The sequence below is a fragment of the Nocardioides hungaricus genome, from assembly GCF_054782915.1.
The window spans coordinates 32,395-59,002 of record NZ_BAAGRO010000053.1 but is presented as its reverse complement, the minus strand read 5'-3'; the positions used below and the strand labels follow the sequence as shown (position 1 = coordinate 59,002).

The 26,608-nt window shown below is 71.1% G+C and carries 25 protein-coding genes; 21 read left to right on the top strand and 4 right to left on the bottom strand.

Annotated features, from left to right (window positions below; translation table 11 throughout):
- Together ACYVKX_RS19575 and ACYVKX_RS19570 are read right to left on the bottom strand one after the other, a co-directional pair.
- Positions 1-219, bottom strand: a complete 219-nt coding sequence (locus ACYVKX_RS19575) for a DUF5703 family protein (protein ID WP_460835354.1) — start codon at positions 217-219, stop codon at positions 1-3.
- Positions 220-270: 51 nt separating this feature from the next.
- Positions 271-1,218: an aldo/keto reductase gene (locus ACYVKX_RS19570; protein ID WP_460835353.1), complete on the bottom strand. Its 948-nt coding sequence runs from the start codon at positions 1,216-1,218 to the stop codon at positions 271-273.
- Between the two features lie 74 nt (positions 1,219-1,292).
- Between ACYVKX_RS19570 and ACYVKX_RS19565 the strand changes: the two genes are divergently transcribed.
- The 6 genes from ACYVKX_RS19565 (at position 1,293) to mshC (ending at position 6,051) form a co-directional block, all read left to right on the top strand.
- Entirely contained in the window at positions 1,293-2,117 is an 825-nt protein-coding gene (locus ACYVKX_RS19565; RefSeq protein WP_460835352.1) for an undecaprenyl-diphosphate phosphatase, read from the top strand.
- 124 nt (positions 2,118-2,241) lie between these two features.
- Positions 2,242-2,571, top strand: coding sequence for a nucleoside triphosphate pyrophosphohydrolase family protein (locus ACYVKX_RS19560; protein ID WP_460835351.1), 330 nt, complete (start codon positions 2,242-2,244; stop codon positions 2,569-2,571).
- Between the two features lie 108 nt (positions 2,572-2,679).
- A complete protein-coding gene (locus ACYVKX_RS19555) occupies positions 2,680-3,396 on the top strand; it encodes a histidine phosphatase family protein (protein ID WP_460835350.1) in 717 nt (238 codons plus the stop codon).
- Between the two features lie 10 nt (positions 3,397-3,406).
- The gene (locus tag ACYVKX_RS19550; RefSeq protein ID WP_460835349.1) at positions 3,407-3,982 is read left to right on the top strand and encodes a DUF3090 domain-containing protein; all 576 of its coding nucleotides are present in this window, start codon (positions 3,407-3,409) and stop codon (positions 3,980-3,982) included.
- 32 nt (positions 3,983-4,014) lie between these two features.
- Positions 4,015-4,779, top strand: coding sequence for an SCO1664 family protein (locus ACYVKX_RS19545; RefSeq protein ID WP_460835348.1), 765 nt, complete (start codon positions 4,015-4,017; stop codon positions 4,777-4,779).
- A 24-nt stretch (positions 4,780-4,803) separates the two neighbouring features.
- The gene (mshC, locus tag ACYVKX_RS19540; RefSeq protein ID WP_460835347.1) at positions 4,804-6,051 is read left to right on the top strand and encodes a cysteine--1-D-myo-inosityl 2-amino-2-deoxy-alpha-D-glucopyranoside ligase; all 1,248 of its coding nucleotides are present in this window, start codon (positions 4,804-4,806) and stop codon (positions 6,049-6,051) included.
- A gap of 104 nt (positions 6,052-6,155) precedes the next feature.
- Here the strand turns inward: mshC and ACYVKX_RS19535 are convergent, their stop codons facing one another.
- Positions 6,156-7,004, bottom strand: coding sequence for a PAC2 family protein (locus ACYVKX_RS19535; RefSeq protein ID WP_460835346.1), 849 nt, complete (start codon positions 7,002-7,004; stop codon positions 6,156-6,158).
- A gap of 186 nt (positions 7,005-7,190) precedes the next feature.
- Between ACYVKX_RS19535 and metH the strand changes: the two genes are divergently transcribed.
- From metH to ACYVKX_RS19510, 5 genes are all read left to right on the top strand, one after another.
- Positions 7,191-10,874, top strand: coding sequence for a methionine synthase (metH, locus tag ACYVKX_RS19530; protein ID WP_460835429.1), 3,684 nt, complete (start codon positions 7,191-7,193; stop codon positions 10,872-10,874).
- A complete protein-coding gene (locus ACYVKX_RS19525; RefSeq protein ID WP_460835345.1) occupies positions 10,867-11,526 on the top strand; it encodes an HAD family hydrolase in 660 nt (219 codons plus the stop codon). The genes metH and ACYVKX_RS19525 overlap by 8 nt, the downstream gene beginning before the upstream one ends.
- Before the next feature lie 115 nt (positions 11,527-11,641).
- The gene (locus ACYVKX_RS19520; protein WP_460835344.1) at positions 11,642-12,055 is read left to right on the top strand and encodes a hypothetical protein; all 414 of its coding nucleotides are present in this window, start codon (positions 11,642-11,644) and stop codon (positions 12,053-12,055) included.
- 39 nt (positions 12,056-12,094) lie between these two features.
- Positions 12,095-13,450, top strand: a complete 1,356-nt coding sequence (locus ACYVKX_RS19515) for a sensor histidine kinase (protein ID WP_460835343.1) — start codon at positions 12,095-12,097, stop codon at positions 13,448-13,450.
- On the top strand, positions 13,447-14,070 hold the full coding sequence (locus ACYVKX_RS19510; protein WP_460835342.1) for a response regulator: 624 nt from the start codon (positions 13,447-13,449) through the stop codon (positions 14,068-14,070). The genes ACYVKX_RS19515 and ACYVKX_RS19510 overlap by 4 nt, the downstream gene beginning before the upstream one ends.
- Positions 14,071-14,157: 87 nt before the next feature.
- Here ACYVKX_RS19510 and ACYVKX_RS19505 read toward each other — a convergent pair whose 3' ends face one another.
- A complete protein-coding gene (locus tag ACYVKX_RS19505) occupies positions 14,158-15,066 on the bottom strand; it encodes a RecB family exonuclease (protein WP_460835428.1) in 909 nt (302 codons plus the stop codon).
- Between the two features lie 67 nt (positions 15,067-15,133).
- Between ACYVKX_RS19505 and ACYVKX_RS19500 the strand changes: the two genes are divergently transcribed.
- The 10 genes from ACYVKX_RS19500 (at position 15,134) to ACYVKX_RS19455 (ending at position 26,579) form a co-directional block, all read left to right on the top strand.
- Positions 15,134-16,273, top strand: coding sequence for a site-2 protease family protein (locus tag ACYVKX_RS19500; RefSeq protein WP_460835341.1), 1,140 nt, complete (start codon positions 15,134-15,136; stop codon positions 16,271-16,273).
- An 11-nt stretch (positions 16,274-16,284) separates the two neighbouring features.
- Positions 16,285-17,235 (top strand): tRNA (adenine-N1)-methyltransferase, encoded by a 951-nt coding sequence (locus ACYVKX_RS19495; RefSeq protein WP_460835340.1) that lies wholly within the window; start codon positions 16,285-16,287, stop codon positions 17,233-17,235.
- 186 nt (positions 17,236-17,421) lie between these two features.
- Entirely contained in the window at positions 17,422-19,182 is a 1,761-nt protein-coding gene (gene arc / locus ACYVKX_RS19490; protein ID WP_460835339.1) for a proteasome ATPase, read from the top strand.
- 245 nt (positions 19,183-19,427) lie between these two features.
- Positions 19,428-20,936 (top strand): depupylase/deamidase Dop, encoded by a 1,509-nt coding sequence (gene dop / locus ACYVKX_RS19485; protein ID WP_460835338.1) that lies wholly within the window; start codon positions 19,428-19,430, stop codon positions 20,934-20,936.
- A gap of 56 nt (positions 20,937-20,992) precedes the next feature.
- Positions 20,993-21,190: a ubiquitin-like protein Pup gene (locus ACYVKX_RS19480; RefSeq protein ID WP_460835337.1), complete on the top strand. Its 198-nt coding sequence runs from the start codon at positions 20,993-20,995 to the stop codon at positions 21,188-21,190.
- Positions 21,187-22,044: a proteasome subunit beta gene (gene prcB / locus ACYVKX_RS19475; RefSeq protein WP_460835336.1), complete on the top strand. Its 858-nt coding sequence runs from the start codon at positions 21,187-21,189 to the stop codon at positions 22,042-22,044. The genes ACYVKX_RS19480 and prcB overlap by 4 nt, the downstream gene beginning before the upstream one ends.
- Positions 22,041-22,850, top strand: a complete 810-nt coding sequence (prcA, locus tag ACYVKX_RS19470; RefSeq protein ID WP_460835335.1) for a proteasome subunit alpha — start codon at positions 22,041-22,043, stop codon at positions 22,848-22,850. The genes prcB and prcA overlap by 4 nt, the downstream gene beginning before the upstream one ends.
- A gap of 168 nt (positions 22,851-23,018) precedes the next feature.
- The gene (locus tag ACYVKX_RS19465; RefSeq protein ID WP_460835334.1) at positions 23,019-23,981 is read left to right on the top strand and encodes a hypothetical protein; all 963 of its coding nucleotides are present in this window, start codon (positions 23,019-23,021) and stop codon (positions 23,979-23,981) included.
- A gap of 96 nt (positions 23,982-24,077) precedes the next feature.
- Complete coding sequence (gene pafA, locus ACYVKX_RS19460; protein WP_460835333.1) at positions 24,078-25,439, top strand: Pup--protein ligase; 1,362 nt, start codon at positions 24,078-24,080, stop codon at positions 25,437-25,439.
- A 168-nt stretch (positions 25,440-25,607) separates the two neighbouring features.
- Complete coding sequence (locus ACYVKX_RS19455; RefSeq protein WP_460835332.1) at positions 25,608-26,579, top strand: FKBP-type peptidyl-prolyl cis-trans isomerase; 972 nt, start codon at positions 25,608-25,610, stop codon at positions 26,577-26,579.
- Positions 26,580-26,608 lie beyond the last annotated feature (29 nt).

Genomic DNA, 26,608 nt, shown 5'->3' with positions numbered 1-26,608 from the left:
TCAAGCGGTCCGCACGGCCCGGATGATCTTCCGGCGCAGGACCACCCGGCGGGTGCCGTCGGCGCCGATGCGGACCCGGTCGAGCTCCCAGCCGCCGTGCTCGGCGCGGTCGACCAGCAGCTTGGTAACCACGTTGCGCGAGAACTCCCGGGAGAAGGTGACCTTCTCGAACTCCCACTCCACCCCTCGAGCGGGTGGGCGGCGCAACGCACGGGTCATGCTGCCTCCTTGCCTTCCCTCATTCCGCCGGCACGTCATTCCGCTGGCACGTCATTCTGCCGACACGTCGTCCAGCGCGCTCGCGATCTCGGCCGGCAGGCTGAGCTCCTCGACGCCGAGCGCCCCGCGCAGCTGCGCGGCGGTGCGGGCGCCGATGATCGGGGCGGTCACGCCGGGGCGGTCGCGCAACCAGGTCAGCGCGACCTCGAGCGCCGTCCAGCCGAGGCCGTCGGCCGCGCGCGCGACCGCCTCGACGATGCCGGCCGAGCGGTCGTCGAGGTAGGCGCCGACGAAGTTCGCGAAGTGCGACGACGCCGCGCGGGAGTCCGACGGGGTGCCGGTGCGGTACTTGCCGGTGAGCACCCCGCGGCCGAGCGGCGACCAGGGCAGCACGCCGAGGCCGAGCGCGACGGCGGCCGGGAGCACCTCGAGCTCGACGGCGCGGTTGAGCAGGGAGTACTCCACCTGAGTCGAGGCGATCGGCGTACGACCGGGCACCGCCCGCTGCCAGGTCGCCGCCTGGGCGGTCTGCCATCCGGCGTAGTTGGAGATGCCGACGTACGACACCCGCCCGGTCTGCACCGCCGTGTCGAGCGCCGCGAGGGTCTCCTCGATCGGGGTGTCGTCGGACCAGATGTGCACCTGCCAGAGGTCCACGTGGCTCACGCCGAGGCGGCGCAGCGAGGCGTCGAGCGTGGCGAGCAGGTGGCCGCGGGAGGTGTTGTACTCACGACCGCCGCGACGGGCGCTGATTCCGGCCTTGGTGGCCAGCACGATCTCGTCGCGGGCGACGACGTCGCCGATGAGGGTGCCGATCAGCTCCTCGGAGGCGCCGTTGCCGTAGCCGGCGGCGGTGTCGACGAGGGTGCCGCCGGCCTCGGCGAACGCGATCAGCTGGTCGCGCGCCTCGTGCTCGTCGGTGTCGCGCCCCCAGGTCATGGTGCCGAGCCCCAGGCGGGACACGGACAGGCCGGTCGCGCCGACTCGCCTCTGCTGCATGGCGACAAGGTAGTCGGCGACCCGTCGGCGGGGCTCTCCGGCACGCCCGGGCGGCCGCCGTAGGATTCCCGCCCGTGGTCGACTTCCTCCAGGCCGTGGTCCTCGGGATCATCCAGGGACTCACGGAGTTCCTGCCGATCTCCAGCAGCGCGCACCTGCGCATCTTCCCGGAGCTGGCCGGCTGGGGGGACCCGGGCGCCGCCTTCACGGCAGTCGTGCAGATCGGTACCGAGCTCGCGGTGCTCATCTTCTTCTGGAAGGACATCTGGCGGATCGCCACGATGTGGCTGAGGTCGCTGTTCCGGCCGGAGTACCGCGGCCATCTCGACGCCCGGATGGGCTGGTTCATCATCCTCGGGTCGCTGCCGATCGTGGTCCTCGGCGTCGCGCTCAAGGACGTGATCGAGCAGGACTTCCGCAGCCTCTGGATCATCGGGACGACCCTCATCGTCCTCGGCGTCGTGCTCGGCGTCGCCGACCGGATCGGCGGCACCGACAAGTCGCTGAAGCAGCTCACGCTGCGCGACGCGATCCTGATGGGCCTCGCCCAGGCGCTCGCGCTGATCCCGGGCGTCTCGCGCTCCGGCGCGACCCTGTCGATGGGCCGGCTCCTCGGCTACGACCGCGAGACCGCCACCCGGTACGCCTTCCTGCTCGCGATCCCTGCCGTCATCGGCGCCGGGCTCTTCGAGCTCAAGGAGATCCCGAACGGCGACAACCTCTACGGCTGGGGGCCGACCATCGCCGCGACGGTCGCCGCATTCGTCGTCGGGTACGCCGCCATCGCCTGGCTGCTGAGGTTCGTGGTCACGCACTCCTACACGCCGTTCGTGATCTACCGGGTCGGCCTCGGCACCCTCACGATCGCACTGGTGGCGGCCGGCGTCATCGCCGCCTGACCTCGCGACACGCCTCCGGACGGCGTCGGCGCGGACAGGACGCCGCAGCGCCCCGCCCAGCCCGGACAGGTGCGGCATCGCGCCGCTCTCGCGGCGCGACACGAGCGGCCGGTACCGTGCGGGCGTGGACTGCGACGACTACCAGCGCGCTGCGATGCGCACGGCCCGCGACAGGGACGCCCCGGACGAGTTCATGCACCTGGTCCTGGGTCTGGTCGGCGAGGCGGGCGAGATCGCGGAGAAGGTCAAGAAGCTGGTGCGAGACAAGAACGCCGATCTCGCCCAGCTCGATCGTGACGACATGGCAGCCGAGCTCGGCGACGTCTTGTGGTACGCCGCCGTCCTGGCGAACTTCCTGGACCTCTCACTCAACGACGTCGCGCAGCGGAACGTCGACAAGCTCGCCGACCGGCAGCGCCGCGCCGTCCTCGGCGGGTCCGGCGACAACCGCTGAGCAGCCGGCATCGGGGCACCTCGGCGGAGTGCAGCTCGTTGCCCTGGCCGTCGCGGTAGAGCGCGCGGTCGACGATCACGCCACCGCAGCCCCACTACATTCGTCGCCATGGCAACCGTGATCCTCGTGCGCCACGGTCGTACGACGGCGAACACGGCCGGCACCCTCGCGGGCCGGCTCCCCGGCGTACGCCTCGACGACACCGGGGCCGGGCAGGCCGCCCGGGTGGGAGAGCGGCTCGCGGCCGTCCCGCTGGCCGGCGTGGTCACCAGCCCTCTGGAGCGCTGCCGCCAGACCGCGAGGGCGATCGTGCAGGCGCACCCCGGCTCGCCGAGGGTGACGACCGAGCGCGGGATCACCGAGTGCGACTACGGCGACTGGTCGGGCCGCCAGATCAAGGAGCTCGCCAAGGAGAAGCTGTGGTCGCTCGTGCAGACCCAGCCCTCGGCGGCGACCTTCCCCGGCGGCGAGTCGATGATCGCGATGCAGGCACGGTCCGCCGGCGCCGTACGCCGCCTGGACGCGGCGTTCGAGGGCGAGCACGGCCCGGGCGCGGTGTGGGTGGCGGTGAGCCACGGCGACGTGATCAAGTCGGTGCTCGCCGACGCGCTGGGCCTGCACCTCGACCTGTTCCAGCGCCTGCACGTCGATCCGGCCTCGATCTCGATCATCCGCTACACCGCGGCCCGGCCGTTCGTGCTGGCCACCAACACCCATGCGGGCGACCTGGCCTGGCTGGCGCCGCCGGCGAACAGGGGCCGCCGCCGCAGGCCCGCCACGGACGCCGTCATCGGCGGCGGCGCCGGCCCTTCGGCGAGCGCCTAGGGTGAGTGGCATGCCCCTCGTCCACGGATTCGACCCCCCGGAGCGGTTCGTCGCCGGCACCGTCGGCCCGCCCGGGCAGCGCACGTTCTTCCTCCAGGCGCGCACGGGAGCGCGGGTGGTGAGCGTCGCTCTGGAGAAGCAGCAGGTGCAGGCGCTGGCGGAGCGGATCGACGAGCTGCTCGACGAGGTGCTGGCCAGCGACCTGGCCGAGGGCGTGGTCCCGGCGGTCGCGCCGCTGAGCCTGGACGACTCCGAGCCGCTGGAGCAGCCGATCGAGGAGGAGTTCCGGGCCGGCACGATGACGCTGTCCTGGGACCCGAGCGACCAGCGGGTCGTGATCGAGGTCTTCCCGTTCACCGAGGCCGCCGTGGTCACCCCCGAGCAGCTGGAGGAGGACTTCGAGGAGCCCGAGCCCGACGAGGTCCTCCTGGTCCGGATCGAGGCCGGGCCCGCCCGCGCCTTCGTCAAGCGCGCCGAGCAGGTGCTCGACGCCGGCCGGCCGAGCTGCCCGTTCTGCGGCAACCCGATCGACCCGGACGGCCACCTCTGCGTGCGCGCCAACGGCTTCCGGCGACGGGACCCGTGACGGAGCCCGTGACGGACCCCGTGACGGAGCCCATGACGGGGCCCGACCTGGTCGAGGGCGAGCTCGTCCTCCACGGCCGGATCATGCCCGCCTCCAACGCGACCTTCGTCGGCGAGATCGACGGGGTCCGCGTCGTCTACAAGCCGATCGCCGGCGAGCGCCCGCTCTGGGACTTCCCCGACGGCACCCTCGCCGACCGGGAGCGCGCGGCGTACCTCGTCTCCGAGGCGATCGGCTGGAGCGTCGTCCCCGAGACCTGGCTGCGCGACGGCCCGCACGGCCGCGGGATGGTGCAGCGCTGGCAGGAGCCGGCCGGCGAGCAGGCCGCCGTAACGCTCGTACCCGAGGGCGAGGTGCCCGCCGGCTGGAAGCACGTGTTCGACGGCCTCGACCAGCACGACCGCCCGATCTCGCTGGTCCACGAGGACTCCGACCCGCTGCGCCGGATGGCGGTCTTCGACATCGTCGTCAACAACGCCGACCGCAAGGGCGGGCACGTGCTCGAGATGGGCGACGGGCACCGGTACGGCGTCGACCACGGCGTCACCCTCCATGGCGACCACAAGCTGCGGACCGTCCTCTGGGGCTGGCTGGGCGAGCCGCTCACGACCGACGAGGTGACGGCCGTCCGGTCGGTGGGCGCCGAGGTCCGGGGCACGCTCGGCGACGTGCTCGCCGACCACCTGAACGACCTGGAGATCGAGGCGCTCGCCGGCCGCTGCGAGCGGCTCGCCGACCGGGCGGTGATGCCCTCGCCCCGGGGCGAGTGGCCGGCGATCCCGTGGCCGCCGTTCTGACCGGCAGTCGATAGGCTTCGCGACATGCGCGCCTGGCCGTCCCCGGAGATCCCGACCCTGTCCGTCCCGGGTCCGCCGGTCGTCCTGCACGACACCGCCTCCGGCGGCACCGTCGGCACCGCGCCCGACGGTCCGGCCCGCCTGTACGTCTGCGGCATCACGCCGTACGACGCCACCCACCTCGGCCACGCGAACACCTACGTCGCGTTCGACCTGCTGAACCGCGCCTGGCGCAACGCCGGCCACGACGTGAGCTACGTCCAGAACGTCACCGACGTCGACGACCCGCTGCTCGAGCGGGCCGAGAAGGTGCACGTCGACTGGGTGGAGCTCGCCGAGCGCGAGACCGAGCTGTTCCGGCAGGACATGACCGCGCTGCGCGTCATCGCGCCGGACCACTACGTCGGCGCCGTCGAGTCGATCCCGCTCGTGATCGAGCTGGTCCGCAGGCTGGAGGAGGCGGGCTCGGTCTATCGGGTCGAGGACGACCTGTACTTCTCGGTGACCGCCGATCCGGCGTTCGGCGCCGAGTCCGGCTGGACCCGCGAGCAAATGCTCGAGATCTACCCCGAGCGCGGGGGGGACCCGGACCGGCCCGGCAAGAAGGACCCCCTCGACTGCGTCGTCTGGCGCGGCCGGCGCGAGGGCGAGCCGTCGTGGGAGAGCCCGTGGGGACCGGGCCGCCCCGGCTGGCACGTCGAGTGCACCGCGATCGCGCAGGAGCACCTCGGGGCTGCGTTCGACGTCCAGGGCGGCGGCAGCGACCTGGTCTTCCCGCACCATGAGATGTGTGCCGGCCATGCGCAGGTCGCGGTCCCCGGTACGCCGTTCGCGAAGGTCTACAGCCACGGCGGCATGGTCGGGTACGACGGCGCGAAGATGTCGAAGTCGCGCGGCAACCTGGTCTTCGTCTCCGCGCTGCGCAACAGCGACGTCGACCCGATGGCGATCCGGCTCGCCCTGCTGCGGCACCACTACCGCACCGACTGGGAGTGGACCGACGGCCAGCTCTGGACCGCGGTCGACGACATCGACCGGTGGCGCCGGGCCCTGTCGCTCGGCGCCGGCGCCCCGGCCGCCCCGGTGGTCCGCGAGGTCCTCGCCGCGCTCGCGGACGACCTCGACGCCCCGCGGGCGATCGCGGCGGTGGACGCCTGGGTCGCCGCCACCCTCGGCACCGACGGCCTCGCCGACACCAGCGACCCCGACGCCGCCGGCGAGATGCTGCGCCTCCTCGACGCCGCCCTCGGCCTCGCGGTCTGGATGCGCTGAGCGCCGCTTCCGCAACCTTCCGGTTGATGCGGTTTGGTCACCAACCGCAACATTCGGCCCCGAAATCATGCGGTTGGTGACCAAACCGCGACGCCAGGAGCGCCCTACGCGTCGCCCTGCCGCCGCTTGAGGTACCGCTCGAACTCGCGGGCGATCGCCTCGCCGGAGGCCTCGGGGAGGTCGGTGGTGTCCCGGGTCTCCTCGAGCGCCCGCACGTAGTCGGCGACGTCCTCGTCCTCCTCGGCGAGCTCGTCGACGCCGCGCTCCCAGGCGCGGGCGTCCTCGGGCAGTTCACCGAGCGGGATCGACGCCTCCAGCAGGTCCTCGAGCTGGCCGAGCAGCGCCAGGGTCGCCTTCGGGCACGGCGGCTGGGCGACGTAGTGCGGCACCGCGGCCCAGTACGACACCGCCGGGAGGTCGAGCAGGGCGCAGGCGTCCTGGAAGACGCCGACGATGCCGGTGGGGCCCTCGTAGGTCGACTGCTCCAGCTTGAGCCGGTCCACGAGCTCGGGCTCCGAGGCGGTCCCGCTGACGGGGATCGGCCGGGTGTGCGGGGTGTCGGCGAGCAGTGCGCCGAGGGTGACCACCAGCGACCCGCCGAGCTCCTCGACCGCCGCGAGCACCTCCGCGCAGAACTGGCGCCAGCGCATGCTCGGCTCGATGCCGCGGACGAGGACGACGTCCCGGTCGAGGTCCGGGGGAGAGGCGACCGCGATCCGCGTGGTCGGCCAGGTGATCCTGCGGTACCCGTTGTCGTCGGTGCCGACGTAGGGCCGGTTGACCTGGAAGTCGTAGAAGTCCTCGGGATCGACGGCGCCGACGACCCGCGCGTCCCACACCCGCACCAGGTGGTCGACCACCGACGAGGCCGCGTCGGCGGCGTCGTTCCAGCCCTCGAAGGCGGCGATGACGATCGGGTCCACCAGGTCGGGGACGTCCTCCAGTTCGATCACCCGGCCAGCGTAGTCCGCGTCAGGATTTCTCTCCGCGAGACGCCCGGTGTCACGATCTGGGAATCCGGTCCAGCCCGTGGACAGGGTTCCTACGCTGGAAGCGGCCCGAGAGGAGTGCCCTTGTCCGAGTCCCCCGCGCCGCGCTGGCGGCCCGACGCCTCCGAGGAGCTCACCCGCACCCTGGGGATGCGGATCATGGTGATCGACGGCGCCATGGGTACGGCGATCCAGCGGGACCGCCCGGACGAGGCCGGCTACCGCGGGGAGCGGTTCGCGGACTGGCCGACCGACCTGGTCGGCAACAACGACCTGCTGACGCTCACCCAGCCGGACATCGTCGCGGCCATCCACCGCGAGTACCTCGGGGCCGGCGCCGACATCATCGAGACCAACACGTTCAACGCGAACGCGGTCTCGCTCGCCGACTACGACATGCAGGGGCTCTCCTACGAGCTCAACGCCGAGTCGGCGCGTCTTGCCCGGGCAGCCGTCGACGCGGTCGCCACCGCGGACCGGCCGAGGTACGTCGCCGGCGCACTCGGCCCCACGACCCGGACCGCCTCGATCTCCCCTGACGTCAACGACCCGGGCGCCCGGAACGTCGTGTTCGAGCAGCTCGTCGACGCCTACCTCACCGCCGCCCGCGGCCTGGTCGACGGCGGCGCCGACCTGCTGGTGATCGAGACGATCTTCGACACCCTCAACGCCAAGGCCGCGATCTTCGCCGTCGAGCAGCTCTTCGACGAGGCCGGCCGACGCTGGCCGGTGATCGTCTCCGGCACCATCACCGACGCCTCCGGCCGCACGCTGTCCGGCCAGACGACCGAGGCGTTCTGGAACTCGGTCCGCCACGTCCGGCCCCTCGCCATCGGCCTCAACTGCGCGCTCGGCGCCAAGGAGATGCGGCCCTACATCGCCGAGATGGCCCGCATCGCCGACACCTTCGTGTCGTGCTACCCGAACGCCGGCCTGCCCAACGCCTTCGGCGAGTACGACGAGGCCGCGGAGGAGACCGCCGCGATCATCGGCGAGTTCGCCGAGGCCGGGCTCGTGAACCTCGTCGGCGGCTGCTGCGGCACCACGCCCGCCCACATCGCGGCCATCGCCGCCGCGGTCGAGGGGAAGCAGCGGCGTACCGTCCCCGAGCTCCCGGCTGCCATGCGGCTCGCCGGCCTCGAGCCGTTCACGCTCGACGCCGACAGCCTGTTCGTGAACGTCGGCGAGCGCACCAACATCACCGGCTCGGCGCGGTTCCGCAACCTGATCAAGGCCGGCGACTACGACACCGGCCTGACGGTGGCCGCGCAGCAGGTCGAGAACGGCGCGCAGGTGATCGACGTCAACATGGACGAGGGCATGATCGACGGCGTCGCCGCGATGGACCGGTTCCTCAAGCTGGTCGCGAGCGAGCCCGACATCAGCCGGGTGCCGGTCATGGTCGACTCCTCGAAGTGGGAGGTGATCGAGGCCGGCCTGCGCTGCGTCCAGGGCAAGCCGATCGTCAACTCCATCTCCCTCAAGGAGGGCGAGGAGAGGTTCGTCGAGCAGGCCCGGCTGTGCCGGCGGTACGGCGCCGCGGCGGTCGTCATGGCCTTCGACGAGGACGGTCAGGCCGACAGCCTCGCGCGGCGCACCGCGATCTGCGAGCGGGCTTACCGGATCCTCGTGGACCGGGTCGGCTTCCCGGCCGAGGACATCGTCTTCGACCCGAACGTGTTCGCGGTCGCCACCGGCATCGAGGAGCACGCGTCGTACGGCCTCGACTTCATCGAGGCGACCCGCTGGATCAAGCAGCACCTGCCGGGCGCGAAGGTCTCCGGCGGCATCTCGAACGTCAGCTTCTCCTTCCGCGGCAACAACCCGGTGCGCGAGGCGATCCACGCGGTCTTCCTCTACCACGCCGTCGAGGCCGGCCTCGACATGGGCATCGTGAACGCCGGCGCCCTGGTGCCCTACACGGAGGTCGAGCCCGAGCTGCGCGAGCGGATCGAGGACGTGATCCTCAACCGCCGGCCCGCAGGCGGGCAGAGTGCCGCGGAGCGGCTGCTCGAGATCGCCGAGAGCTACAACCGTCACGGCGAGGAGGCCGAGGCGGCCGCGGAGGAGTGGCGCTCGCTGCCGGTCGCCGAGCGGATCACGCACGCGCTGGTCAAGGGTCTCGACGGCCACGTCGAGGCGGACACCGAGGAACTGCGCCGGCAGATCGCCGACCAGGGCGGCCGCCCGATCGAGGTGATCGAGGGCCCGCTGATGGACGGCATGGACGTCGTCGGCGACCTGTTCGGCTCGGGGAAGATGTTCCTCCCGCAGGTCGTGAAGTCCGCACGCGTGATGAAGAAGGCGGTCGCCTACCTGATCCCCTTCATCGAGCAGGAGAAGGCGGCCAACCCGGCCCTGGCCAGCGCCAAGGACACCAACGGCACGATCGTGATGGCGACCGTGAAGGGCGACGTCCACGACATCGGCAAGAACATCGTCGGCGTCGTCCTCCAGTGCAACAACTACGAGGTGATCGACCTCGGCGTGATGGTCCCCGCGCAGAAGATCCTGGACACCGCGGCCGAGGTCGGCGCCGACCTCATCGGCCTGTCCGGCCTGATCACGCCGTCTCTGGACGAGATGGTCGGCTTCGCCTCGGAGATGCAGCGGCTGGGACTCGACATCCCGCTGCTGATCGGCGGTGCCACCACCTCGCGCGCCCACACCGCAGTCAAGGTCGACCCGAGGTACGACGGCCCGGTCGTCTGGGTCAAGGACGCCTCCCGCTCCGTGCCCACCGCCGCCGCGCTGCTGCACGAGTCGCGCCGGGAGCGGCTGCTCGCCGAGGTCAAGGAGGACTACGACGCGCTCCGTGCCCGGCACGCGGCCAAGCACGACCGGCCGCAGCTCACCTACGCCGCCGCGCGCGCCAACGCGACCCCGGTCGACTGGGACGGCTATCTCCCGCCCGCGCCGAGGCAGCCGGGCGTGCACGTCCTCGACGACTACGACCTGGCCGAGCTGCGCGAGTACATCGACTGGCAGCCGTTCTTCAACGCCTGGGAGATGAAGGGCAGGTTCCCCGACATCCTCAACAGCCCCGCAAGCGGCGAGGCCGCGCGCAGGCTGTACGACGACGCGCAGGCCATGCTCGACCAGATGATCGCCGAGAGGTGGCTCACGGCTCGCGGCGTCTACGGCCTCTTCCCGGCCAACGCCGACGGCGACGACGTCCTCGTCTACGACGACGAGCAGCGCTCCGGCGTACGCGCGGTCCTGCACCAGCTGCGGCAGCAGGGCGAGCATCGCGAGGGCGTGCCGAACCGGTCGCTGGCCGACTACGTCGCGCCCGTGTCGACCGGTCTGGCCGACCACGTCGGCGGGTTCGCGGTCACCGCCGGCATCGGGCTGCCGGAGCGGGTGCGGGCGTTCAAGGACGACCTCGACGACTACTCCGCGATCATGGTCGAGGCGCTGGCGGACCGGCTCGCCGAGGCGTTCGCCGAGCGGCTGCACCAGCGGGTGCGCACGGAGTTCTGGGGCCACGCCCCGGAGGAGTCGCTGTCGAACGACGACCTGATCGCCGAGCGCTACCGCGGCATCCGGCCGGCGCCCGGCTACCCGGCGTGCCCCGACCACACCGAGAAGCGCACGCTCTGGGACCTGCTCGACGTCGAGGCGCGCACCGGCATCGAGCTCACCGAGTCGATGGCGATGTGGCCCGGCGCGTCGGTGTCCGGCGTCTACTACAGCCATCCGCAGGCGCAGTACTTCGTCGTCGGCCGGCTCGGCCCCGACCAGGTCGCCGACTATGCCGAGCGCAAGGGCTGGACCCTCGCCGAGGCCGAGCGGTGGCTGTCGCCGAACCTCGGCTACGACCCCGATGACTGATCCCGGCCTGCCGCAGGCCGTCCTCTGGGACATGGACGGCACGCTGGTCGACACCGAGCCGTACTGGATCGAGGCCGAGTTCGAGCTCGCCGAGCGGTACGGCGGCACGTGGAGCGACGCGCACGCGCTCAACCTGGTCGGCAACGACCTGCTGTCCTCGGCGCACTACATCCGCGAGCACATGGGCATCGACGTACCGCCCGAGCAGATCGTCGACGAGCTGCTCGACGGCGTCGTACGACGGGTGGAGGAGTCGGTGCCGTGGCGGCCCGGCGCCGTCGACCTGATCGAGCGCACCCGGGCCGCGGGCGTCCCGTGCGCGCTGGTGACGATGTCCTACGACCGGTTCGTCGCGCCGATCCTGGCGCGGCTGCCTGCGGAGACCTTCCGCGTCGTGGTGACCGGCGACCGCGTGTCCCAGGGCAAGCCGCACCCCGAGCCGTACCTGACGGCGGCCGCCGCGCTCGGCCTCGTGCCCGGTGATTGCCTGGCGATCGAGGACTCCAACACCGGCGCCAAGTCCGCGGAGACCGCCGGCTGCCTCGTCCTGGTCGTCGAGAACCACGTGCCGGTGCTGCCGGGGGAGCGTCGGGTCTTCGCCGACACCCTGGAGGGCCTCGACCTCGCGCAGGTCTGGTCGGCGGGGGACTAGTCACGGGGCCATGCCTGGTCCTAGTACCACCGGACAATGTCGCGACGTCCTCGCCCTCCGGCAGACTTCAGTCATCCGGGGGGTCACTCGCCCTGGTTCCTCAGGAAGCAGGAAGATGATTGTCCGTCGTAGTCCCGCCATCGTGCTCGGCCTCGCGCTGGGTGCAGCGGCCCTGTCAGTCGCCCCGGCGCTGGCAAAGGATGGCGGGACTACGAAGGACGTCCAGCGCGACCAGTGCGATCCGGGCACCGTCTCGCGCGCCAAGCTCAAGGTCGACCTCGCTGAAGGCAACAGCACCCGCCTGGTCGTGACCGGCAGCGTCTGGAGCGACGACGCCGACGTCTGGGACTGGAAGCTTCGCCACAACGGCGAGGTGTCCGACGACGGCCGCGCCCGCGGCCGCGAGGAGACCGACCTCAGCTTCCGGGTGATCCGGAGCATGATCAACTTCTACGGCAGCGACGACATCGTCTTCCGCGCCGAGAACCTGCGGACCGGCGAGGTCTGCCGGGTCGTGATCTCCTACTGAGGACCTATCCTGTCCGGACCAGAGCGAAAGGTCCGACGGTTGAAGCTGCTCCGCAGCCCGGTGACGCTCTTCCTCGCCATCGGTATCCTCACGGCGGCCGGCATCATCGTCGGCACTAACGCGCTCGCCGACCGGGCCGCGCGCGACGAGGCGATCGCGGAGGCCCGCGGCACCACCCAGGTCCTCGCGCAGGCGGTGGTCGGACCGGAGTTCCCAGCCGAGCTCGTGCACCTGCGCGAGCGGAATGCGAGCGGGTACGTCCGGCCGCTCGAGGAGTTCGACCGCGAGGTCAAGGAGCGCCTGCTCGAGACCAACCGCCCGTTCCGCATCAACGTCTGGTCCCAGGGCGGCCGGCTCATCTACTCCAGCCAACTCGACGTGCTGCTCGCGAGCCTCGCCGGCCACCAGCGCCTCGAGCTGGACAGCGACCAGCGCAGGGTCCTGAGCGACGGCGGCGTGGGCTCGGAGATCGCCGACCCGAGCCGCCCCGAGGATGTCGCTGCCGCCGATACCGAGGGCATGGTCCGCATCTACACCCGGTTCGTCACCTCCGACGGAGGATCGACCGACCCCCAGGTCCAGAAGGCGGCCGGCAAGCCGGTGCTCTTCGAGGCGTACTTCCCGGTCCGTGACCTCACCGACCGGCAGACCCAGATCTTCGACTCCTTCCGTTGGATCACCACGGTGGCGATCGGTCTGCTGATGCTGGTGGCAACGGTGCTGCTGCTCGGGCTGACCCGTCAGCTCAAGCGAGCGTCGACCGAGCGGGAGCGCCTGCTCGTGTCGGCGATGGACGCCTCCGACGCAGAGCGGCGCCGGATCGCGCGCGACCTGCACGACAGCGTCGTGCAGGACCTCGCCGGCACGGCGTTCTCGGTCAGCGCCGTCGCCCGGACACCCGACCTGCCCGAGGAGTCCCGCGAGACGCTCGACGGCGCGGGGACATCGCTGCGCACCAGCCTGAAGTCGCTGCGCTCGCTGCTCGCGGAGATCCACCCGCCGGACCTGCGCGCGGAGGATCTCGCGGCCGCCCTGGCCGACCTGATCGCGCCGGCGGCGGCGCTGGACATCCAGGCGTCGGTCAGCGTCGAGGGCGCCGAGACCGCGTCCGACGCGCACGTCGCGCTGGTCTGGCGGGTCGCGCAGGAGGCGGTCCGCAACGCGATGCGCCACTCGGAGGCGTCGACGCTGGCGGTCACCGTGCGCGGCGACGGCCGGACGCTGGCGCTCGAGGTCGTGGACGACGGCATCGGGTTCGACCCTGCGCGGGTGACCGCGGACAGCTACGGGCTGCGCGGGCTGCGCAGCCTGGTGACCGACAGCGGCGGCGTACTCGAGGTGCGATCCTCTCCGGGCGAGGGGACCACGGTGCGGATGGAGGTGGACGCCCAATGAGCGCTCCGGTGAAGGTGGTCCTCGTCGACGACCACGCGGTGATCCGGGCCGGCCTCGAGCAGCTGCTCGCCGGCACCGACGACATCGAGGTGGTCGGCACGGCCGCGAACGGCGCCGAGGCGCTCGAGGTCGTGCGCCGGCTCCGCCCCGACGTGGTCCTGATGGACCTGCAGATGCCCGGGGTCGACGGCGTCGCGGCCACTCGCTCGATCATGGCCGAGCGGCTCGGCGTCGACGTGCTCGTGCTGACCTCGTTCTCCGACAGCGAGCGGATCATCGCGGCCCTCGACGCCGGCGCGGTCGGCTACCTGCTCAAGGACGCCGACCCCGAGGACGTGCTCCAAGGCATCCGCGCCGTCAGCCGCGGCGAGTCCCCGATCCACCCCAAGGCGGCCCGCGCCCTCCTCGGCTCCCGCGCCGGCTCGACCCAGGTCCAGCTCACCTCCCGCGAGACCGAGGTGCTCGGCCTGGTGCGCGAGGGGCTCGCCAACAAGCAGATCGCCCGCCGCCTCGACATCAGCGAACGCACCGTGAAGGCGCACCTCACCTCCGCCTTCGCCCGGATCGGCGTCTCCGACCGCACCCAGGCGGCCCTCTGGGCGGAGCGCAACGGGCTCTGAGGCTCTGGGCTGCTCAGGGCTGTGGTTTGGTCACCAACCGCAGATTCTCGGCGCGGAATGTTGCGGTTGGTGACCAAACCACGACATTTAGTGAACTCGTGAATCAGAGCGCGTGGTCAGCCGGGCCAGGGACGTCAACGGCGGTCTCGACCGGCCGCTCCGGCAGGGGGGAGGCGTGCCGCCCCAGGCAGGGCAGATGGCCCGGTGGGCGCACCAGTCGCACAGCCGGCCGGGGCTCGGGCGCCAGTCGCCGGACTCCTCGGCGAGCCGGATCGCCTGCCAGATCGCCTCGACCTTGCGCTCGGTCGCGAGCAGGTCGCGTTCGTCGGGGACGTAGCGCAGGATCTCGCCGTTGCCGAGGTAGACGAGCTGGAGCATCGCCGGGAGGACCCCGCGGGTGCGCCAGATGACCAGCGCGTAGAACCTCATCTGGAAGAGCGCCTTGGCCTCGAACATCTCGCCTGGCGAGGGGCCGGTCTTGTAGTCCACGACCCGGATCTCACCGGTCGGTGCCACGTCGATCCGGTCGACGAACCCCCGCAGCAGCAGCTTGGAGTCGAGCAGCGACTCGACGTACAGCTCCCGCTCGGCGGGCTCGAGCCGGCGCGGGTCCTCGAGCGTGAAGTAGCGGTCGAGGACGGTCCGGCAGGACGCCAGCCAGGCGGCCGCCTCGGCGCCCTCGTCGGCACCGAACATCTCGGCCAGCTCGGGCGCCTGCTCGACCAGAGCTTCCCAGGCAGGGGTGAGCATCTCGCCGGCGCGCTCGGGCGTCCGATCGACCGCGGGCAGGTCGAAGAGGTCCTCCAGCACCTTGTGCACGATGATGCCGCGCACGGCGTCGGGGGAGTACGGCTCCGGCAGCTTGTCGATCGTGCGGAAGCGGTAGAGCAACGGGCAGCTCAGGAAGTCACCCGCGCGACTGGGTGAGAGGGCACCGAGGACGTCGACGCCGTCCACGGGCGTGCCCAGCCGGATCGCCGGCGACTCCTGCTCCACACCCACGCCGTCACCCTAGGCGAGGCCGTGGACAGCCCCACGCCGGGCGGTCGGCTAGCCTCGTGGCGTGCCCGACACCCCGCCCCGGCCGCCCCGACCACCGGGCACGCTGCGGGTCGGCTCGATCGCGGGCAGCGATGTCCTCGTGTCGTCGTCCTGGTTCCTCGTGGCTGGCCTGATCGCGGTGGTCGTGGCGCCCGCCGCGGAGGCCGCGCAGCCCGGGCTCGGGGGGTGGAGGTACGTCGCCGGCTTCGCCTTCGCGGTGATCCTCTACCTCTCCGTGCTCCTGCACGAGGCGTCGCACGCCTTCGTCGCACGGCACTACGGCTTCCCGGTCAGCTCGATCACGCTGCACTTCCTCGGTGGGATGACCGCGATCGAGGGCGAGGCTCGGACGCCGCGCCAGGAGTTCCTCATCGCGGTCGTCGGCCCGCTGACCTCGCTGGTCGTCGGCGGCGCCGCCCTCGCGCTTTACCCGGTCACGCCCGACGGGCTGCTCCTGATGGCGGTCGGCGGCCTGGCCGGCGCCAACCTCCTCGTCGGGGTCCTCAACCTCGTTCCGGGACTGCCGCTGGACGGCGGCCGGGTACTCAAGGCGGGCGTCTGGGCGCTCACCGGCAACGTCCACCGGGGCACCATCGTCGCCGGCTGGGGCGGACGGCTCGCCGCGGTGGCGGTGCTCTTCTGGCCGTTCCTGATGGGCCCGGCGCGCGGTCGCGACCTCGAGCTGCTCGACATGGCGTTCGCGGTGATCATCGCGCTGTTCTTGTGGTCGGGCTCGACCTCGGCGATGGCCGCGGCCCGGTTCCGCAGCCGCATGCCGAACCTGGTCGCGCGCCAGCTTGCCCGCCGTACCCTCGCCGTGCCGGGCGACCTCCCGCTCGCCGAGGCGGTACGCCGGGCGCAGGACGCCGAGGCGGGCAGCATCCTCACCGTGACGGGCTCGGGGGTCCCCGTGGGCATCGTCAGCGAGGCGGCCGTCGAAGCGACCCCGGCCGACCGCCGGCCCTGGGTCGCCACGTCGACCGTCGCCCGCACGCTCGTCGGCGGACTGCAGCTCCCAGCCGACATCCGGGGCGAGGACCTGGTGATGGCGATCAGCCGCACGCCGTCCGACGAGTACCTCCTCGTCGAGCCCGATGGCACGGTCGTCGGCGTGCTGGCGACCGTGGATGTCGATAGGGCGTTCCGGAGCTCCGCGGACTAGGCTCTCGCGCCGTGTCCGAGCAGAGCCCTGATGTTCCCGCCGAGGCGTGGTCCGGCGTCCACCGTGGGCCGCTGCGAGCGGGCGAGTGGATCCGCCTCGTCGATCAGAAGGGCCGCCGGCACAACTTCGAGCTCGTGCCCGGCAAGCGGTTCTTCTCCAACCGCGGCCACCTCGAGCACGACGAGCTGATCGGGCGCGAGGAGGGCTTCACGGTCGTCTCGTCGGCCGGTGGCGAGTACCTCTGCTTCCGACCGCTGCTCTCCGAGTTCGTTGTCTCGATGCCGCGCGGTGCCGCGGTCGTCTACCCCAAGGACGCCGCCCAGATCGTCGCGCTCGCCGACATCTTCCCCGGGGCGCACGTCGTCGAGGCCGGCGTCGGCTCCGGTGCGCTCACCTGCTCGCTGCTGCGTGCCGTCGGCCCCTACGGCCGCGTGTCGTCGTACGAGCGTCGCGAGGAGTTCGCGGACGTCGCCCGCCGCAACGTTCACCGGTTCTTCGGTGCGCCCGACGGTGAGACCCACCCCGCCTGGCGCCTCACACTCGGCGACCTGGCCGAGGCGCTGCCGGCATCCGGCGAGCGGGCGGACCGGGTCATCCTCGACATGCTCGCGCCGTGGGAGTGCCTCGACGCCACCGCCGCGGCGCTGCGCCCCGGCGGCATCGTGTGCGCGTACGTCGCCACCACGACTCAGCTCTCGCGCTTCGTCGAGACGGTGCGCGTCCACGGGGGCTTCACCGAGCCGCAGGCGTGGGAGTCGCTGGTCCGCGACTGGCACGTCGAGGGGCTCGCGGTCCGCCCCGGCCACCAGATGATCGGCCACACGGCGTTCCTCGTGACCGCTCGCCGGATGGCCCCGGGTGAGCGTCCGCCGCTGAAGAAGCGCCGCCCGGCCCCCGGCGCCTACGGCCCCGACTACACCGGCCCGCGTCCGCCCGGCGTGTCGGTCGAAGGGCAGCTCTGACGGGGGTTGAGTATGCGGTTTGGTCACCAACCGCACGTTTTCCGACCCGATTTCTGCGGTTGGTGACCAAACCGCAACGCCACGCCGAGCAGCACACCGCGTCCAAATCGTGACCAACACCGTGAAATGAACCCTTCCCAGGCGAAGGCTCACGGGTAGGGTCGAAATTCACAGGAGGTGGTGCTCATGTCGACATCGGGTGGTGTCAGGGGTGGCCGGAGCTCCGAGGAGCTCGAGGACCAGGTCCGTCTCCTGCAGTCCGAGGTCAACGACCTCCGGCACCGATTGGCCGAGAGCCCGTCGAGCTCGCGCGGCCTCGAGCTACGCCTCGCGGACGCCCAGCGGAGCCTCGCCGGGCTGACCTCGCAGAACGAGCGGCTCGCGCAGACGCTGCGCGAGGCGCGCGACCAGATCATGAAGCTCAAGGAGGAGGTCGACCGGCTCGCCCAGCCGCCGGCCGGCTTCGGCACGTTCCTCACACGCAACGAGGACGACTCCATCGACGTGTTCACCGGCGGGCGCAAGCTGCGGGTGAACGTGAGCCCGAGCGTCGACCTCGACAGCCTCCAGCGCGGCCAGGAGGTCATGCTGAACGAGGCCCTGAACGTCGTCGCGGCACTCGAGTTCGAGAAGGTCGGCGAGGTCGTGATGTTCAAGGAGCTGCTCGCTGACGGCGACCGGGCCCTGGTCATTGCGAACGCCGACGAGGAGCGGGTCGTCCGCATCGCCGAGCCGCTGCGCGCCGACACGATCCGCGCCGGCGACTCGCTGCTGCTCGACTCCCGCGCCGGCTACGTCTACGAGAAGGTCCCGAAGTCCGAGGTCGAGGAGCTGGTCCTCGAGGAGGTCCCGGACATCGCCTACGAGTCGATCGGCGGCCTCGGCAACCAGATCGAGGCGATCCGCGACGCGGTCGAGCTCCCGTACCTGCACCCCGAGCTCTTCAAGGAGCACCAGCTCAAGCCGCCCAAGGGCGTGCTGCTCTACGGCCCTCCCGGCTGCGGCAAGACGCTGATTGCCAAGGCCGTCGCCAACTCCCTGGCCAAGAAGGTCAGCGAGAAGACCGGCCAGGAGGGGAAGTCCTACTTCCTCAACATCAAAGGCCCCGAGCTCCTCAACAAGTACGTCGGGGAGACCGAGCGCCACATCCGCCTGGTCTTCCAGCGCGCTCGCGAGAAGGCGAGCGGCGGTACGCCGGTCATCGTGTTCTTCGACGAGATGGACTCGCTGTTCCGCACCCGCGGCTCCGGCGTCTCCTCCGACGTCGAGAACACGATCGTCCCGCAGCTGCTCAGCGAGATCGACGGCGTCGAGCTGCTCGAGAACGTGCTCGTCATCGGCGCCTCCAACCGTGAGGACATGATCGACCCGGCGATCCTGCGTCCCGGGCGGCTCGACGTGAAGATCAAGATCGAGCGGCCCGACGCGGAGTCGGCGCGCGACATCTTCAGCAAGTACCTCACGACGGATCTGCCGCTGCACGCCGACGACCTCGCCGAGTTCGGCGACGACCGCGACGCCACGGTCGCGGGGATGATCCGCGCCACCGTCGAGCGGATGTATACCGAGACCGAGGAGAACCGCTTCCTCGAGGTGACCTACGCCAACGGCGACAAGGAGGTCCTGTACTTCAAGGACTTCAACTCCGGCGCGATGATCCAGAACATCGTCGACCGCGCCAAGAAGATGGCGATCAAGGACTTCCTCGACTCCGGGTTCAACGAGGGCCAGCGCGGCCTGCGGATCTCGCACCTGCTCCAGGCCTGCGTGGACGAGTTCAAGGAGAACGAGGACCTCCCGAACACCACCAACCCGGACGACTGGGCCCGCATCTCCGGCAAGAAGGGCGAGCGGATCGTGTTCATCCGCACGCTCATCACCGGCAAGCAGGGCACCGAGCCGGGCCGCTCCATCGACACCGTCTCCAACACCGGCCAGTACCTGTAGCGGCCGCTCCGTGGCGTGGTTTGGTCACCAACCGCACGCTGTCGGCCCAACATGTTGCGGTTGGTGACCAAACCACGCGCCCGATCGGCGACGTGCCTGGCGGCAGACCGCCTACGGGAGAGAGCGGACCGGGCCGTGCCGGGCCGCAGCGGATGCGCAGGCCGAGCGCATCCGCTGCGGCGATGGCCCGGTCGGAGCCGCGGACGTCGAGCGCCCAACACCGAGCCCTCGCGTACCCTCGGTGCATGAGCGTGCGCCGGGTCATGGGGACCGAGGTCGAGTACGGCATCGCCGTACAGGGCCAGCCTCTGGCCAACCCGATGGTGGCCTCGTCGCAGGTGGTCAACGCCTACGCGTCGGCCACCGCGAAGGCACGCCGGGCGCGCTGGGACTTCGAGGAGGAGTCGCCGCTGCGCGATGCCCGCGGCTTCGACATGTCGCGCCAGGTCGCCGACCCCAGCCAGCTCACCGACGAGGACATGGGGCTGGCCAACGTCATCCTCACCAACGGCGCCCGGCTCTACGTCGACCACGCCCACCCCGAGTACTCCACGCCCGAGGTCACCACCCCGCTCGACGTCGTGAGGTGGGACAAGGCGGGGGAGCAGGTGATGCTCGACGCCCAGCGCCGCGCCAGCCAGCTGCCCGGCGGCGCGCCGATCGCGCTCTACAAGAACAACACCGACAACAAGGGCGCGTCGTACGGCGCCCACGAGAACTACCTGATGCGCCGCTCCACGCCGTTCGGCGACATCGTCCGGCACCTGACGCCGTTCTTCGTCAGCCGCCAGGTGGTCTGCGGCGCCGGCCGGGTCGGCCGCGGCCAGGACGGTCGCGAGCAGGGATTCCAGATCAGCCAGCGCGCCGACTTCTTCGAGGTGGAGGTCGGGCTCGAGACGACCCTCAAGCGGCCGATCATCAACACTCGCGACGAGCCGCACGCCGACCCGGAGAAGTACCGGCGGCTGCACGTGATCATCGGCGACGCCAACCTCTCCGAGGTGGCGACGTACCTCAAGGTCGGCACGACCGCGCTCGTGCTGGCGATGATCGAGGACCGGTTCATCGCCGCCGACCTCACCGTCGACGGCCCGGTGTCGGGGCTCCGCGCCATCTCGCACGACCCGACCCTCCAGCAGACCGTCACGCTCGCCGACGGCCGCACGCTGACCGGCCTCCAGCTGCAGCTGGAGTACCTCGACCTCGCCAAGAAGTTCGTCGAGGACCGGTACGGCGCCGACGCCGATCCCCAGACCGTCGACGTGCTCGCCCGCTGGGAGTCCGTGCTCGACCGCCTGGAGCGCGACCCGATGCTCTGCGCCCGCGAACTGGACTGGGTGGCGAAGCTGCGGCTGCTCGAGCAGTACCGCCAGCGCGACGGCCTGGCGTGGGACGACGCGAAGCTCCAGCTGATCGACTACCAGTACTCCGACATCCGCCCCGAGAAGGGCCTCTACCACCGGCTCGTCGCCGGCGGACGGATGGAGCGGCTGCTCGACGGCGCCGTGATCGAGGCCGCGATGCACGACCCGCCGGAGGACACCCGCGCCTACTTCCGCGGCCGCTGCCTGGAGAAGTACGCCGAGCACGTGGCCGCCGCGTCCTGGGACTCGGTCATCTTCGACCTGCCCGGCCGCGAGTCGCTGCAGCGCGTGCCGACCATCGACCCGCTGCGCGGCAGCAAGGCCCATGTGGGCGAACTGCTCGACCGCAGCGCGACGGCCGAGGCCCTGTTCACCGCGCTCACGCACTGATCTCGACGCGCCGGCTCGTGCCGTCGCGGTCACTGCTCGCTGGATAGGGTGGGGGCATGGCACAGGAGCAGAAGCAGCCGCGGAAGTCCACGGAGTCCGAGGAGGTCGTCGAGACCGCCCCGGAGACCGATGTCGCGGAGCGCAAGGAGGCCCTCGACAGCGACGTCGACGACCTGCTCGACGAGATCGACGACGTGCTCGAGACCAACGCCGAGGACTTCGTGAAGTCGTTCATCCAGAAGGGCGGCCAGTGATCGACCCCCGACTCCCGGCCGCCTTCCTGCAGCCGGGCACCTCGTCGTTCAGCGACTTCCTCGCCGATCAGGCGCCCGACCTGCTGCCCGCCCGCCGCACGCTGCCCCAGGGCCACGCGCCGGGACGCGCCGGCGAACTCGCGCCGCACGGCACGACGATCGTCGCGGCGACGTACCCCGGCGGCGTGGTGATGGCCGGCGACCGGCGAGCCACGATGGGCAACATCATCGCCCAGCGCGACATGGAGAAGGTGTTCGCGGCCGACGAGTTCTCCGCGGTCGGCATCGCCGGCTCGGCCGGCATCGCGGTGGAGATGGTGCGACTGTTCCAGACCGAGCTCGAGCACTACGAGAAGATCGAGGGCACCACGCTCTCGATGGACGGCAAGGCCAACCGGCTCGCCGCGCTGATCCGTGGCAACCTCGGCATGGCGATGCAGGGGCTGGCCGTCGTACCCCTCTTCGCCGGCTTCGACCTCGCCGCTGGCCAGGGCCGGATCTTCAGCTACGACGCGACCGGCGGGCGCTATGAGGAGACGGCGTTCCACTCGGTGGGCTCGGGCTCGCTGTTCGCGCGCGGCTCGCTGAAGAAGCTCTACCGCGAGGACCTCGACGAGACCGGCTGCGTGACCGCGGTCGTGCAGGCGCTGTACGACGCCGCCGACGACGACTCCGCGACCGGCGGCCCCGATCTGACCCGCCGGATCTTCCCGGTCGTCCAGGTGATCACCGCCGCTGGCGGGCGCCGGATGGCCGACACCGAGGTGGCCGCGATCGCGGACCAGGTGATCGCCGGCCGGATGACCCGGCCCGACGGGCCCGCCGCCCCACTCGTGGAAGGCGGCCCGCGATGAGCATGCCGTTCTACGTCTCGCCCGAGCAGCTGATGAAGGACCGGGCCGACTTCGCCCGCAAGGGCATCGCCCGCGGCCGGTCCGTGGTGGCGGTGCAGTACGCCGACGGCGTCCTGTTCGTCTCCGAGAACCCCTCCCAGGCGCTGCACAAGGTCTCCGAGATCTACGACCGGATCGCGTTCGCCGCGGTCGGGCGCTACAACGAGTTCGAGAACCTGCGCATCGCCGGCGTCCGCCTCGCCGACATGCGCGGCTACGCCTACGACCGCCGCGACGTCACCGGCCGCGGCCTCGCCAACGCCTACGCCCAGACCCTCGGCACGATCTTCTCCTCGGGCGGCGAGAAGCCCTACGAGGTCGAGCTCTTCGTCGCCGAGATCGGCGACACTGCTGCCGCGGACCAGCTCTACCGGCTGACGTACGACGGCCAGGTCGCCGACGAGCACGGCTACGCCGTCATGGGCGGCGCGGCCGACTTGGTGGCGGCGTACCTCCAGGAGCGGTACGCCGAGGGGGCCTCGCTCGCGTCCGCGCTGACGCTCGCCGTCGGCGCCCTCGGGCACTCTGCCGACGCCGACCGGGTGATCCCGGTGAAGGACCTCGAGGTCGCCGTGCTCGACCGCACCCGCACCCAGCCCCGGAAGTTCTCGCGCCTCCGCCCCGCCCGCCTCGAGGAGCTCCTCGGCGACCGCGGCCCGTCCGAGCCCGCCCCCTCCGAACCCGCCGCGGACCTCGCGACCGAGTCCCTGTCGGAGTCCGCGGCGCCCCCGGACGACGACCCGCCCATCGCCCCGCCGGTCTCCTGACCTCGGTAGCCGCGCGTGACGCGGTTTGGTCACCAACCGCATATCGGATCGCCTCCGGCCCGCGGTTGGTGACCAAACCGCAACCGTTCCAACCGTTCCTACCGCGGTCATCCACAGCTCGATGCGCTCGCGGTTTGCCGCGCCTCGGGTCGGCGCAATGTTGCGGGCATGCAGATCTCGGACGACCCCATCAGGGGAGAGGTGCGGCTGGCTGGCCACCGGCGCGTGAGCCACGGGCTGTTCGTTCGCCTGCGGAACGACCTCAGCGGCAGCGAGGAGTTCCTGCGCGACCTTGCGGCGTACCTGCTCGTGCTCCCGCCCTCAGTCGTGTTCACCCACCTCACGGCGGCACGACTCATGGGCTGGCAGTTGCCGAAGCTTCCGGAGCAGGTGCCGGTCTTCGTCGCGGTCGACGGCGACGACCTGCGACCACGTCGGCATGGCCTGATCTGCTCGCGGCTGCGACGCGAGCGAAGACCGAGCCGACGTCTCGGCCTGCCCGTGGACGCCCCAGAGGAGATCCTCTTGCGTGCGGCTAGGGATCTCGGACTGCTCGACCTCACGGTGCTCGTCGACTCGGCCCTCCGCGTCGGCGACCTCGATGCCGATCGGATGGAGGAGATTCTGACGTCCCGACGACCGGGCGTCCGCATGCTCCGCAAAGCCTGGCACCGGGCGCCCGGCCGCGCAGAGTCCGGCCCCGAGACGTTGTTGCAACAGTTCCACATCGAGATGGAGATCCCCTTCACGTCCCAGGTGGACCTGTACGACGCCGCCGGCTGGCACCTCGGACGCGCGGATCTCATGGTCGACGGCACGACGATGCTCCACGAGTACGACGGTGCGCACCACCGGGATGCGCGGCAGCACCGGACCGATCTGCGCCGAGAGCGCACCCTGTCGGCCGCGGGCTACACGCGCCGCGGCGTCGTACTCGACGACCTGGTCAATCATCCCGCTGTCTTGATGCAGGAGCTGGACCGTGCGCTCGGTCGCCAGCCGGACCTGCGGCGGCTCATACGCTGGCGCCGACTCGTCGACAACTCGCTGTACGCGGAGGCCGGCCGGGAACGCATGATGAACCGTTGGCGGCGTCAAGGAGGGATCGTCGATTGGGCAGGAACCGCATGACATGGCCCCGGTTACGTTGCGGTTGGTGACCAAACCGCAACGTCAGGGCCAACCACGGAACACCGCAGACGACCGCCGTGCGCCTAGGCTGAGGCCGTGGACCGGCGGATCTTCGGGATCGAGAACGAGTACGGCGTGACGTGCACGTTCAAGGGGCAGCGCCGGCTGAGCCCGGACGAGGTAGCACGCTACCTGTTCCGGAAGGTCGTCAGCTGGGGGCGCAGCAGCAACGTCTTCCTCCGCAACGGCGCCCGGCTCTACCTCGACGTGGGCAGCCACCCCGAGTACGCGACGCCCGAGTGCGACGACGTCGTCGAGTTGGTCAGCCACGACAAGGCGGGGGAGCGGGTCCTCGAGGGACTGCTCCTCGACGCCGAGCAACGGCTACACGACGAGGGCATCGCCGGCGAGATCTACCTGTTCAAGAACAACACCGACTCGGCCGGCAACTCCTACGGCTGCCACGAGAACTACCTCGTGAGCCGGGCCGGCGAGTTCAGCCGGCTGGCCGACGTACTGATCCCGTTCCTCGTGACCCGCCAGATCGTCGTCGGAGCCGGGAAGATCACGCAGACCCCGCGGGGCGCCAGCTACAGCGTGAGCCAGCGCGCCGAGCACATCTGGGAGGGAGTCAGCAGCGCCACCACGCGCAGCCGGCCGATCATCAACACGCGCGACGAGCCGCACGCGGACGCCGAGAAGTACCGGCGCCTCCACGTGATCGTCGGCGACAGCAACATGAGCGAGACCACCACGATGCTCAAGGTGGCCACCTGCGACCTGGTGCTGCGGATGATCGAGGAGGGGGTCGTGATGCGCGACCTGACGATGGAGAACCCGATCCGCGCGATCCGGGAGATCTCCCACGACGTCAGCGGCCGCCGCAAGGTCCGCCTCGCGAACGGCCGCGAGGCCAGCGCGCTCGACATCCAGCAGGAGTACCTCGCGAAGGCCCGCGACTTCGTCGACCGCCGGGAGATCAGTACGCCGGTGATCGAGGCCGCCCTGGACCTGTGGGAGCGCGGGCTGAAGGCCGTCGAGTCCGACGACCTCGGCCTCGTCGACCGCGAGATCGACTGGGTCATCAAGTGGAAGCTGATCGAGCAGTACCGGGCCAGACACGGGCTGCCGCTCGGTCACCCGCGGATCGCCCAGCTCGACCTGGCCTATCACGACATCCACCGCGGCCGTGGTCTCTACTACCTGCTCGAGAAGCGGGGCGCGGTCGCCCGGGTGACCAGCGACCTGAAGGTCTTCGAGGCCAAGTCGGTCCCGCCGCAGACCACCCGCGCCCGCCTGCGGGGGGAGTTCATCCGCCGCGCCCAGGAGCGCCGCCGCGACTTCACGGTCGACTGGGTGCACCTCAAGCTCAACGACCAGGCGCAGCGGACCGTACTCTGCAAGGACCCGTTCCGGGCGTACGACGAGCGCGTGCAGCGCCTGATCGACGGCATGTGAGTTGTCGAAATGTCGTGGTTTGGTCACCAACCGCAACATTTCGCCCCCAGAACATGCGGTTGGTGACCAAACCGCGACCGCGACCCCACCACGCGATCAGGTTCCGCTCAGGCCCGCCGGATAGGGTGAGCGGCGCTGGACCGAACCCGATTCGATAGGTGAAACACCGTGCCCCGACGTCTCCGACGCCTTCCCGCCCTGCTCCTTCCGCTCGTGCTCGCGACCACGCTGGTCGCCTGCGGCAACGACACGAGCACCGACAAGGGCGGTGACAAGAGCACCGACAGCTCCGCCGGCGGCACCGTGCAGGGGGTCACCATCGGCGGTGACCTCGGCCAGGCGCCGGAGGTCACGTGGGACGGCGAACTGCAGACCACGAAGACCGAGACCAAGGTCGTCATCGAGGGTGACGGCGACAAGCTTGCCGAGGGCGACCAGGTGCAGGCGCGGCTGTGGATCGGCAACGGCACGACCCAGAAGGAGGCCTACAGCGGCTTCGGCGACGGGACCCAGCCCGAGACCGTGATGGCCACCAAGAACCTCAGCCCGGTGTTCCGCGACGCCATCCTCGGCCAGACCATCGGCTCCCGCGTCGCGGTGACCACGACCGCCGCGGAGGCGTTCGGCGCCAGCGGCAACCCGAGCCTGCAGATCGGCAAGTCCGACACCGTGCTGCTCATCGTGGATCTGATCGAGGCGTTCGTGCCGCCCACCCCCAAGGACGTCCCTCAGTCGCAGCTCCCGAAGATCGTCGAGAAGGGCGGCGACGTGACCGGCCTCGACTTCGGCGGCGTGGACAAGCCGGACCCCGAGGGCGACCTGCTCCGCAGCGTGGTCAAGGAGGGCGACGGCGCGGTCGTTAAGGAGAGCGACACCGTCACCGCCGACTACCTCGGCATGGTGTACGACGCCAAGGAGCCGTTCGACGAGAGCTACTCCCAGCAGCCGGTGCCGTTCGGCCTGCAGAGCGTCGTCAAGGGCTGGACCTACGGCCTGACCGGGCTGAAGGTCGGCTCCCGGGTGCTGCTGCAGATCCCGCCGGCGCTCGGCTACGGTGCGGACAACAGCAAACCGAGCATCCCGCCGAACAGCACGCTCTACTTCGTGGTCGACATCCGCGACGCCAAGAGCGCCGGGTAGCGCCGGGTAGCGCCCACGGAGCAGGAGAG